This is a genomic window from Psychrobacillus sp. NPDC058041 (genome assembly GCF_042885655.1).
Taxonomy (GTDB): domain Bacteria; phylum Bacillota; class Bacilli; order Bacillales_A; family Planococcaceae; genus Psychrobacillus.
In genome coordinates this window covers 503200-515388 of record NZ_JBHVRO010000003.1, presented here as the reverse complement: position 1 = coordinate 515388, position 12189 = coordinate 503200, and the positions used below count along the sequence as shown (strand labels likewise).

General features: G+C 34.7%; 10 protein-coding genes. 4 read left to right on the top strand and 6 right to left on the bottom strand.

Features of this window, described 5'->3' with window-relative positions; translation table 11 throughout:
* On the top strand, positions 1-204 hold a 204-nt coding region (locus tag ACFVR1_RS07440; RefSeq protein ID WP_387582407.1), incomplete at its 5' end, for a hypothetical protein.
* 906 nt (positions 205-1110) lie between these two features.
* Here ACFVR1_RS07440 and ACFVR1_RS07435 read toward each other — a convergent pair.
* Genes ACFVR1_RS07435 through ACFVR1_RS07425 form a run of 3 tightly spaced genes read right to left on the bottom strand, consistent with a single transcriptional unit; the run spans position 1111 to position 4317 of the window.
* Positions 1111-2217 carry a PepSY domain-containing protein gene (locus ACFVR1_RS07435; RefSeq protein WP_387582404.1) on the bottom strand — a complete coding sequence of 369 codons (1107 nt, stop codon included), beginning with the start codon at positions 2215-2217 and terminating at the stop codon, positions 1111-1113.
* A 41-nt stretch (positions 2218-2258) separates the two neighbouring features.
* Positions 2259-3620 (bottom strand): sensor histidine kinase, encoded by a 1362-nt coding sequence (locus ACFVR1_RS07430; protein WP_387582401.1) that lies wholly within the window; start codon positions 3618-3620, stop codon positions 2259-2261.
* Positions 3610-4317 (bottom strand): response regulator transcription factor, encoded by a 708-nt coding sequence (locus ACFVR1_RS07425; protein ID WP_387582399.1) that lies wholly within the window; start codon positions 4315-4317, stop codon positions 3610-3612. Before ACFVR1_RS07425 ends, ACFVR1_RS07430 begins: the two co-directional genes overlap by 11 nt.
* A gap of 332 nt (positions 4318-4649) precedes the next feature.
* Between ACFVR1_RS07425 and ACFVR1_RS07420 the strand changes: the two genes are divergently transcribed.
* A complete protein-coding gene (locus ACFVR1_RS07420) occupies positions 4650-5255 on the top strand; it encodes a transposase (RefSeq protein WP_387582396.1) in 606 nt (201 codons plus the stop codon).
* Positions 5256-5270: 15 nt separating this feature from the next.
* Here ACFVR1_RS07420 and ACFVR1_RS07415 read toward each other — a convergent pair whose 3' ends face one another.
* Both ACFVR1_RS07415 and ACFVR1_RS07410 read right to left on the bottom strand, forming a co-directional pair.
* Positions 5271-6065 carry a gamma-glutamyl-gamma-aminobutyrate hydrolase family protein gene (locus ACFVR1_RS07415; protein WP_387582393.1) on the bottom strand — a complete coding sequence of 265 codons (795 nt, stop codon included), beginning with the start codon at positions 6063-6065 and terminating at the stop codon, positions 5271-5273.
* A gap of 226 nt (positions 6066-6291) precedes the next feature.
* Entirely contained in the window at positions 6292-7362 is a 1071-nt protein-coding gene (locus ACFVR1_RS07410; RefSeq protein ID WP_387582390.1) for a branched-chain amino acid aminotransferase, read from the bottom strand.
* 285 nt (positions 7363-7647) lie between these two features.
* Between ACFVR1_RS07410 and ACFVR1_RS07405 the strand changes: the two genes are divergently transcribed.
* Together ACFVR1_RS07405 and ACFVR1_RS07400 are read left to right on the top strand one after the other, a co-directional pair.
* Positions 7648-9276, top strand: a complete 1629-nt coding sequence (locus ACFVR1_RS07405) for a hypothetical protein (RefSeq protein WP_387582387.1) — start codon at positions 7648-7650, stop codon at positions 9274-9276.
* 82 nt (positions 9277-9358) lie between these two features.
* Positions 9359-10834: an S-layer homology domain-containing protein gene (locus tag ACFVR1_RS07400; RefSeq protein WP_387582384.1), complete on the top strand. Its 1476-nt coding sequence runs from the start codon at positions 9359-9361 to the stop codon at positions 10832-10834.
* Between the two features lie 60 nt (positions 10835-10894).
* Here the strand turns inward: ACFVR1_RS07400 and ACFVR1_RS07395 are convergent, their stop codons facing one another.
* Positions 10895-12022, bottom strand: coding sequence for a glycerate kinase (locus ACFVR1_RS07395; protein WP_387582381.1), 1128 nt, complete (start codon positions 12020-12022; stop codon positions 10895-10897).
* Positions 12023-12189 lie beyond the last annotated feature (167 nt).

Below are 12189 nucleotides of genomic sequence, written 5' to 3'. Positions count from 1 at the left end.
AAGCAAATTAAAGATAGTGATCCATTCAACGAGTTGTTGCTTTCCGTTCCGGCGCTCGCTTTCCGCGGGCATGGCTTGAGCCTCCTCGTTCGCTTCGCTACCTGCTGGGTCTCAAGGCTCATGCACCTGCCGCTTCGCTTTCGATGCAGAAAAACATCTGCTATTCCCGCAGGAGTCGAGCACCTGCACTCCAAGCAACAATGAACACTAAAAAAGGGGACTTATCAATAATCACCTTTTAAATAAATTACTTTATTTGGATTTTCTCTCCTGCGCAAAGCTCGTCGCAGAAATTAATTTCTTTACGCTCAGTCCAGGGTCTTGATTTGCTTGCTAATCCCCTAGGAGTCGCCGCCTTCCGCTTCAATCAGCGGGGTAAATAAGAAAGGGAATATGCTTTGTATAAATAATGAAATGGTACTTTCTTTTGTTTATCAATTGGGCTAGTGGAAGTAGAGAAAAATAGGAAGAAGCAATTGATAAAGAAGCGAAGCCGCGTCCGAAATTGTATCTTCGGACGCCTTTAAAGAGTAGGAAAGAGTTTTATCTCTCATTATCAAAATCTAATACACCATGTGCATTCATATTCCAAGAAAGCGACGGACAAACATTTGCCGCAAGATTACCGAAAAAATGGATCGTGAAGTGACGCAGTCACTTCACGATCCACTACTCTAACGATAATGATGTAGCCTATGTTTCGTCCAAAGCTTTCTGGAAACAGTAAAGACAAGATGCACTTGAAGTAAGCGTCCGCCTGCAGTGGAAATCAACCTTTTATTAATATAGTATCTTATTCTAAAAAAAAACACCTTATTCTACGGGGAATGGTAGAATAAGGTGTTTATACTTCACTTCCTTGTTATCGCTCAAGGGTTTTGTTTTTATTTAGATCGCCGTAAAAATCCTTCTACTTCTTTGTGCTTCGTTTTAATTGTTACTGTTTTAATCGCTCTTTGTTTGGTTCCCCGAATCTAATTCTGAAGTTTTCTGAACTTACTTCCTTCTAAGCTCGTTCATCAACTTTAAATAATATTTATTTGTTAATGTAATAATAATTCACTTAAATGAGAATACACATAGAGTTTTATTAGAAATTGATGAGAGTTTTTATTCCCATGTAACGGAAAGAATTTTGCCTGAAATAGCATGCACTTGAATAGTAGCTTTACTTTTCTTTGTTTTGGAAGCTTCTTTGGAATCAGTTTCTGGTAAAGATGCTTTCATAACGACTAAATAGTAACCACCTTCATTTGTTTTAACAAATGAACTATTTTCTACTGTACCTTTGACCTGTTGGATAGCGGTTTTAATTGCTTGTTCTTCTGTAATTAGAATAGTTGATGTTTTTTCGTTTTTTGATTCAGTATCTGTTTTCTTTGTATCAGATTGAATTGTTAACGTTTTGGCAGGTGGTGTTTGTGATTCTTCTACTTTTACTTCATCGGTTTTGGATGATTCTATTTGTGTAGATTCTTCTTTAACAGATTCTGTTTTAACAGTTTCTGTTTTTGCTACCTCACCCTTAGCCACTTCTTCTTTTGGCTTTTCTTCTTTCGTTTTATCCGTTTTTGTTTCTTCTGCCTTAGATTGTTCTAATTTTAATACATCTTTAATAGCAAATTTTATAATTTCTTTAATTTGCTTTTCATCCTTATCATCAGCTGTTTTCTCTTCCAATTTTGATTGTATAGATTTTAATCCTTTAGGAGAGACAACTACAGTAGATTTTGTTGTTTTAGTCGTATCTGATTCTATACTTAAGTTTTGTGGTTTCTCGGTAATAATGATTTTCGCTGGAGGTTTTACAATTTCTACTATAGCTGTGGTTTTAATTTCATCATTAGTTTCCAATAACGGTTGTTCCGAAATTTCTAGTGTATTTTCCTCGTCAACCTTTGCCGACTTTTCTGTTTTGTTACTTGGTTTATCGTCGACAAATTCATCTGTCTGTTCTAGTGAATATACATCTCCAGTGACTGGATTCATTTCTACTAAATAATATACTCCACTCTTTGTAATAACAGCCTTGTAAACATCTTGTTTCATCGTTACACCAGCAACTTCGGCATCATACATTTGCTCGAGGTGGGAGCGAAAATCATTTTCAGATATCGACTGAGGATTATGTGTAATATTCAATACAATTCCAATTACCAATGCAACGATTATTACAATAAAAATTGAAAGAATTCCTTTTTGTTTGAAAAATTTCATTCACGCTTTCCCTCCCCCAAAAACATCATACTTCACGAACATTAAAAATTGCTGAGAATTTGATTATTTGGAATAAAAATGTGGATGGTTGTGCCAAATCCCACTACACTTTCAATTGAGAGCTCTACAGATATTCTATTCGCTATATCTTTAGCTATTGCCATACCAAGGCCAGTCCCACCTGTTTTTCTATTTCTATCTTCATCTACTCGGTAGAAACGATCATAGATATGTTCCAAATCTTTTTTAGGTATTCCATTTCCGTAATCCATAATAGATATTTTTGTTCCATTTTCATTTTCTAAAATGGTCGCTTTAATTTCTTTGTCACTGTATTTTCGAGCATTATCCAATACGATGAAAAGTAATTGTCTTAATTGTTCTAAATCTGTTTTTGCAAGGATGGGGCCTTCTCCTTTTAATAAGAACTTTCTATTATATGCAGTGCGCATTGATTGCAAAGTAGTTTCCACCAGTTCAAATACATCCACTTGCTCAGTGGGTCGAATAGATTGTTCATTACTCTTAGCTAATAGAAGCATTTGAGAAATCATTTCTTTCATTCTACTAGTTTCGCTAATAATTGCTTGAACAGATTCTTTAGCAATTTCTGTATGACTAAATCCATGTCGAGAAAGTAATTTCGCATAACTTTCAATAACAGTTAATGGCGTTTTTAATTCGTGGGAAGCATCCGAAACAAATTGTTCTTGTTTGTTATAGTTTTGTTCCAGTTTCTCCATCATTTCATTAAAAGCAATTCCCATTTGTGTCATTTCATCTTTTCTTTTTGCTGGTACGTTTATTTTTTTGTATTTCCCGGAAAGTCGACTTTGAGACATTGTATTTATTAGCTTTTTAATTGGTCCAGTTATGATTTTGCCAAGCATAATACTAGATATTGTCATAAGGAACATTCCTATTAATGTAACACCAATTAATATAAGTCTGAGAAAATTTAGATTTTTGTCCACTTCAACAAGAAGTTTCATTGTCTCCACTTCATTAACTTCCCCATCAGCCCAAATGACAGGTTTACTTATTGATAATATAGGCATCCCTTGAATAGTTCCTATTGAATACCGCTCGTCCTCATTAAACTTTGGCAGATAATCATTCACATCTTCTATCGACTGAACAAATAATTTCAATTCCCCCTTACTATTATTTACCCTTATAGCGCCTTTAGAAGGAATATACGTCCGTAGAATGGTAGCAGCATCATCTTCTAAATCCATTTTACTTAATGCCTTAATTAACTCATCGGTTTCAGTATTTAGTTGGTTATATTCTGTATCATATGCCATTTTTTCAAAAATAAAATAAACACCAATATTCATCAAGCTTAAAATAAGAAAGGAAAGAAAGGTTGAGAATAGGTGAATTTTCGTTTTAAGCTTCATTCCTCTGCTCCTTCAAAACATAACCAACCCCTCGGATAGTTTGTATAAGAGAAGTTTTCTGATTTTCTTCAATTTTTTTCCGAACATATCGTATGTATACATCCACTACATTTGTATCCCCATAATAATCAAATCCCCATACAGCATCTAATAGCTGTTCCCTCGTTAATACCTGGTTAGGGTGTTTCATTAAATAAAGCAATAAGTCATACTCGCGTGGAGTTAAATTAATCGATTGCCCATCCCTACGTATCTCCCGTGTTTGCTCATTTAACATGAGAGATTCGAAAATATGCACTTTTTCATCCTTCGTTACAAGAATTGGAGTGGATTTAGCAAACCGAATAGAAGAACGAACACGTGCGAGAAGCTCCTCAATTTCAAATGGTTTCGTCACATAATCATTCGCACCAAGATCGAGTCCTATTACCTTATCTTCTAAATCACTTTTAGCAGTCAACAAAATAACAGGCGTATCAGATTCTGTCGCCCTAATTCTTCTTAAAACATCCAGTCCATTAAGACCAGGTAGCATCAAATCTAACAATATCAAATCCCACTTCTTTTCCCGATATTTAATGAGGCCATCTGTACCGGTGTATGCAATTTCCACATCGTATCCTTCGAACTCCAGCTCCAGTTGCAATACGCGAGCAATATTCTCCTCATCTTCAATTATTAAAACCTGCTCCTTCATCCGAATCCCCCTCTTTTCTCCTATTCTATCACACAAACAACGACTAGCTTATATCGAAAATCGCAACTAGTGATTGTTAAAAGAATGGTTATTGGGGGGTCTTGGAGCCTTAGAGACTCTCAGACTCAGAGTCTTTTTCTTGGTTCGACAAGTTAGTACAAATTTTTGAGTTTCAAAATTTTATTTTGAGTGTTTTTTACATTGTAGAATTGTCTTTTGGAGCGTATTTGATTATCAAAAGTAAATTTTCGCAGGTAAATGCAAATTGTGACAATTGTGCTATTTTTACTTTTGTTATATGGTGAATGAAATATGTTGGAGGTGTAGTTAAAATGGGGAGAATGAGAAGGATTTGGCAACCTGAAATTTTTTATCATGTGACACTGAGAGGTAATAACCGCCAAAATATATTTTTAAATGATAGTGATTTTGCTTTGTTTTTCCGTGCACTTCATTATACTTATTCAAAGCATTCTTTTACTATGATTGCTTACTGCATTATGAATAATCATTATCACCTTTTACTCCGCTCACCAGAAATTCCTTTGTCAAATATAATGGTGTTAGTAAACAAAAGATATTCAGAGTATTTTAAAAGAAAATATAATTATTATGGGCAACTTTATGAGCCTCGTTATTTTGCAAGCATGGTTTCGGACCCAATTAGTCTCCTTAATGTGAGTAGCTATATTCACCAAAATCCAATTAATACTTCTAGTTTCATTGCCGATAAAATGGAGAACTATAGTTTTAGTTCTTATTCATACTATTTTCAACAAATTAAATCACCACATCCATTCCTTGATACAAATTTTCTTCCTTCTATCATTAAGACTTATCCTGAAATAAAAGAAAGGGATTACTGCACTTACTGCCAAAACTACCGTATGCAAACTGAAGAAGAAAGGTCCTCCCATTGTCAAATAGTCTTGACATAAGAGAGGACCATATTTTTAAATTATGATTTCGGAATTTTCCATAATAGAAAGAACTCGATTAGCTACTTTACATTCTTCCACAAAAGCATTGAAAATCGGACGGATAGTTGCTATCGGCCCTTCCATCATTTCCGGATGCCATTGTACAGCTATGACAAAGCGTTCTTCTTCCCATTCAATCGCTTCAACAATCCCATCTGGAGCTGTCATAGTCGCCTTAAATCCTTTGCCTAACTCCTTGACTGCTTGATGGTGAAAGCTGTTTACGCCAATTTCATCCGTTTTGTATATATTGAAGAGCGTAGATTCTTTCTCAACTTTAACAGGATGAAACGGATAATGTCTTAGCGCTTTAGGTACAGAATGATTAATTCCTTCAGGCTTTTGGGACTCTAAATCTTGATAAAGAGTTCCACCTGTTGCAACGTTTAGCAATTGCATTCCTCGACATATTCCAAGGACAGGTAATGCTGTTTCAAATAAAACTTTTTTAGCAAGCTTTAATTCATGATCGTCGCGTCTTGGCTCAATTAATCCTAAACCAAATCGAGGGTATTCACCGTAATAATTTGGATCAATATCCGAACCACCAGAAAATAAAATACCGTCTAACTTTTGCAAAAGTGGTGTTAATGTTTCTATATCCTCGGTTATCGGTAGAATTACTGGCACCCCTCCAGCACGTTCTATTGCAACTATATAATCATCAGCAAGTAATTGCCATTCCTGCTGCACCGCTCCAATTCCTACTTCCATGCCTATTGCATCGTCCGATAAATAATTTGCACATATACCGATAAGCGGTTTCATTTTCCATTCCCCCAAAATTACTATGTTTTAAGCACACTATTACTAAATCCATCACTCACTATTTGTGAGCACTGCTAAAGAATATCAGAAGTCTATATTCCAATCAAATTAATTGCCGATTGCGAATAATGACGGCAATATTGAGAAATTTACACAAGAGCTTGTTCAAAAAAATATTAGATATTCAAATGATCAATACCTCATAACCTAATGACTCAAGTAACCTTTATAGCTCAACTACCCATCCGAATGGATCTGGTAAAGTTCCCTTTTGAATACCAGTTAATGTATTATAAAGCTTCTTGGATAGCTCTCCAGTTTCACCGTTGTTCACGTAAAATAATTCGCCTTTCCAGTTAAATTCACCAATCGGAGAAATAACTGCAGCAGTACCTGTTCCAAAAGCTTCATTTAACTTTCCTGTACGATAGGCTTCTCGTATTTCTTCCATTGAAACTTTCCGCTCCGTTATCGTAACATCCCAATGTTTCAACAATTGAATAATAGATTTACGAGTAATTCCATCTAAAATACTACCATTTAAAGCTGGAGTAACTACTTCCCCATCAATTTTGAAGAACACATTCATGCTTCCTACTTCTTCAATATATTTACGTTCAATACCGTCTAACCATAAAACTTGAGCGTACCCTTCGTGATCCGCAGTTTCCTGTGCTTTTAAGCTTGAAGCGTAGTTACCAGCGGTTTTTGCAGTACCAGTACCTCCTGCAACAGCACGAACATAATTGCTTTCCACAAGAATCTTTACAGGATGAATACCTTCTTTATAGTAAGATCCAACTGGTGACATTATTATGATGAAACTATAAGTAAGAGCGGTTGAAACACCTAAATGTGCCTCAGTTGCAATCATGAACGGTCGAATATATAAAGAGGTACCAGGTTCAGCAGGAATCCATTCTTTATCCACTTCTATTAAAGCTTTCAACGCTTCAAGTGCTTTTTCCTCATCTATTTTTGGCATGCTCATACGTTCGCATGAATTATTCATTCGCTTCATATTCTCTTCTGGGCGAAATAAACGAACGATGCCTTCATCTGATAAATAAGCTTTCATTCCTTCAAAAACAGTTTGCCCATAATGCAAAATAGTTGCAGATGGATCTAGCGTTATCGGTTGATAAGGGACAATTCGTTGATCATGCCAGCCTATCCCTTCCGTATAATCTGCTATAAACATATGATCGGTAAAAGTTCTTCCAAATATTAATTGCTCTGCTGGCAGTTTTTCTTTTTTATTTTCGCTTTTTGTAATTTGAATTTTTAGACTATTCATGACGTACTTTTCCCCTATCAATAAATATTATTATTGCAGCTTATTTTGTGTGCAATATATTATATGCAATTATACTACTTTTTAAAAAATTAGAAATACCTTTTCCAAATTATTTTGATAAAATTTAGGTTCTTTTTTGGAACGAAATGGATTTCTCATTTCTCGAAACTATTATAAAATCCGACTTTAGTAATAAGAGAATTCTCATATTTTTATAACAATTGGCCGTTTTCTACCGATATACCAAGTATATAGAAAAATACCATTAGATAGGAGGCACTTTATTTGTTTAAGTATTCAACATACATACTAACCATTATTGTATTATTGTTCACAAGCTTCTCCGTTTCTACTCCCGCAAATGCTTCTACGATAGTAAATGGAATGTTCGTGGATGTTACTTATGAAGAAGTTGTGCAAAGTGACAAAACAACCGAAAAAAAATTAGCAAAAATTACGTTGTTAAATGATAATGGTAAAACTATTACATTAAATATTGATAAATATACGCCACTTTTTATTAATTCTACTTCTACAACTATCGATGCATTTAAAGAAGGAATGTGGGTACAAGCATCGGTTGATTTACGAAAAGTAACAGAACTTCGTGGGTTTGCAGACATTGCACAAGGAAATTCAAATGCAATAGGGGAAAATATAACTGGAACTGTAAATGAAATTGATAGTAATGGTAAGTTTATCGCGATTAATTTAAAGGATAAGCAATCGAAGAGATTTTATTTGGACCAAGATACTCAAGTTTTTAAAGATACAAAACTTGTAGATTTAAGCGTATTGTTTGTAGGAGATCGCGTTAAACTTAATCTTACAGATTACGATTCTGATACACTTTCATCCATTGAAGTAATTGTTGAAGGGATTCAAGTGGAACATATATACAAAGGAACAATTCAACAAATTGATGCGACTCAAAAAAAGCTCGTTTTAAAAGATGAGAAAGTTTTTCAAAATTGGGACTGGCAACTGGTAAATCCAGTTTCAAAGGGAATTACGTCGAAACCATTTACAGCTAAAACTCCTATTTATGTAGGTAATAAAATAATCGATCCCTCTCAATTACGTTCTTATGTAAACAATGAAGTTTACTATGTAACGATTAAACAACTAGGTATAGAAGTAATTCAAAAAATAATTATTAAGCAATCGAACGAACGAACCATCCATGATAAATTAAATTCGGTTGATACATCTGCACAAAAGATTAGACTTTCTAGTAATGGAAGTATTTCTTATCATAAAGGTACTATCATTATTCGCAATGGTCGTTTAGTTGATCCTAGTGCACTAGCACAAAGTGGTGATGCATATGTAATCACGAACGGCGGAAGTTCATCTCAATTTGCAAATATTATTCAAATCACAAATGACGGATTCCAAAGTCCTAGCTTGTCGAACCATGAAGTATTCTTTGGACAGATTAGTAACGTTGGTACTAACCGAATATTACTCACGAATGCAAGCAGATTATTAAATAATTATTGGTACTCTGCTCCAAATTCTACTATATTAAATATTAGTAATGATACTGTGGTTGTCGAGGATTATAATAGTTCCACTCAGAACTTTACGTATAGCACGAACAAATATGCTTATTTCTATGTGAAGGATAATCATGTGGTAGCTGCTCACATTATTGGAAGTGGTAGTCCAGCTCCTTTTGTTTCAGTTGGACGTCTACAATCTAAGGCATATTCCTCTATTTATTTGAAAGATGCTAGTCAATGGAATAACGGAAATTGGACAAATAATAATCCAACAAATTATTTCGACGTTAGCCAAGCTACTTTTATTAAAGAAGGTAAAGTAATTTCTATTGATATGGTAAATAATAATGATCGACTATTTATTATTCACGAATCATATTCAACAGCTCGTATTATTTTAGTAGATTAATTTAAAATGTGGGCATGTGAATAATTCGTTTACATGCCCTTCATTATTATAATAAAAACAGAAAGAGGTTAAGACTACCCAAATGAATATTTTATTTAAAGACTATATAAAAAGACTTTCTATATTAATAGCAACTATTTTATTAGTAATTACTCTTGTAACTCCATCCGCATATGCGAAAGTACCTGATTTTAATGGTGGAATTCTAGATGAATATATGTACGAAGAAGTATTTTTTCTAGCAGGCTATCCTGTTAAATTTACAGGTAAAGCGACAATCACAGAAAAAGAAAACAAAAATCAATTGACATCTACTTATAAATTTACATTAACAAGTGAAACAGGAGATAAACTAACACGCAACGTTGTATACGTTTCAGACTTAAAAAATTATGAAAAAAAAGGACAAACAACTTCTAACACAGTCGTAAAAAGTTATACAGAAAAAGTAACGATGGCTGATAAAAGTACATATACACTAGATGACTATCAATTTTCACAAGGCTCTGTTATCGATAATCGACCTGCTACTGATTACTATTCTGGCAATGTAATTGCTCGTAAGATTTATCTTAAAAATTACAAAGATGGTAAGACAACAAAAACTGACAAAATTACTGTTTATATGGCTGGTCGAGATGTTGGATATAAAAACTTTTGGGGTTCTACCGACACTCAGTTTGTAGATTATGAAATACAAACTCCAGAAGGAACTGCATTTGTAACGAGTAAAGTATCTGACAGTAAATCTAGAGTGTTAGAATATGAACCTCATACTCCATCCCTTTCTAGCTTTGTTGGTGGACATGCAGTAATCAGCTCTTCCAATATGATTTCGGAATATACGTATAACATTCCTTTCCGTAATCTCCATGATTATGGCCCGACTATTGGAAACTTTTATTTAAATAAAGAAAAAACACCTAAAATAGAGCGTCTCATATTTCCAAAATTCCGTGACATAGCGAATCACTGGTCAAAACCTAATATAGAAAAACTATATTCACTTGGAATTTTCGATGAATCAAGCAACTTCTTTTCACCTGACGCAGCAATGAAAAAAGATCAGTTTACGATAAGTGTTGCACGAGCAGTTGATTTACGTGTACTAGAAGAAAAACCAACTAAGAAAAATACTGTGAAAAAAGCGTTATTTGAAGACCTAGATCCAAAAGACCCTAACTATGTATATATTGAAAGTGCATTAAACAAAGGCATTGTCAGCCCAGTCAATGCAAAGAAATTTGGTGCAAAAGATTCCATCACACGAGCACAAGCTGCAACTATTATAGTTCGTTCTTTAGGATTAGAGGGTCGTGCTCCAAGTCCTGGATACAAAACAAAATTTATCGATGATAACAAAATTCCGAAAGAAGCAAAAGATAGCATCTATGTCGCAAGTGAGCTTGGACTAATTGAGCCTGACAAGAAGAACCGTATTAACGCAAACGAAGTATTAACTAGAGGAAAAGCTTCACAACTTCTTGTGCGTTACTTAAACTTCTTAGAATCAGACCTAAAACAAAACTACCGCGATGACATGCTATACTTCGACTAAAACAAAATCACCTCCGATACCCAAAAAGTATCGGAGGTGATTTTTTATGTTACAGAATCGTTACTCTAAGATAGATTTCATTATTTCCTTCGTCCTCAAACGTAAATAATATGCAGCATTATCAATGGATTCTTCTTGTGAAATAGTACTATCTGCAACACTCACAAGCTTATAAAAGTAAGGAGATAATTGCGGAATACTCTCTTGCTCAATGAAACCTGATATTAAAATAACTGGAATGCCTTGGTCTTTTGCAGCATTTGCGATTCCGATAGGGGCCTTGCCAGAAAGTGTTTGAAAATCTGACTTCCCTTCCCCTGTAAAAATGAAATCTGCATCTATTATTTGTCTGTGAAAGTCGATTGCTTCCATGACAACTTCAATACCTGGTTTTAATTCAACCGGAAAAAATGCTAGAAAAGCCCCGCCTAACCCTCCTGCTGCACCTGCTCCAGGTTGATTATGAAGCGAAATACCAGTTAGACTTTCCACTTTATTTGCTAAATTTAGTAGATTTCGATCTAACTTTTCTACTAAATCAGGCGTGACTCCTTTTTGTGGTCCGAAAATAGCAGTAGCACCTGTTGGTCCGATAAACGGATTGTCCACATCACAAGCGATTATAAAATGCGATTCCAGTAACCGATTATCAAAATTTTTGAGGTCAATCTCTACTAAATCTTTTAATGCATCTGCCCCTTTTGCAATTTCTTCTCCAAATTCGTTTCGAAATTTCATTCCCAACGCTTGAAGCATACCTGTTCCACCATCATTCGTTGCACTCCCACCAATACCAACGACAAACTTACGATACCCATTATCCAATGCATGTGTAATTAGCTCACCAGTTCCAAATGTAGATGCAACTAGCGGATTTTTTTCATGTTCCTTTAACAGCGTTAAGCCAGATGCTTTCGCTATCTCAATGACACATGTTTCTCCATCCCCAAGAACACCGTACTCCACACGTATTTTCCGACCGACTGGATCATGCACATCGAGATATACTGTTTGTCCATTTGTAGCACTAATAAGTGGCTCGAGTGTACCTTCTCCACCATCTGCTACCGGTAATAGTAAAGTCTCAATCGTGGAGTCAATTTCTTTAATTCCTGCAGAAATTTCTTGAGCTGCCTCTGTTGCTGTTAATGAACCTTTGAAAGAATCAGGACTAACAATGATTTTCACGTAAACACCTCCTTTAAGTTAAGCGCTTACATATAAGTATAGTGATTATTTTAAAAATTTACATTATACTTAATGTATAAAAGCACTGTATTAAGTAGTCCTGTAGAAAATTCTCATGTTGCGAAGAGCTTAACATTGATCAAAGTTATTGAAAAGTTGAAAGATTA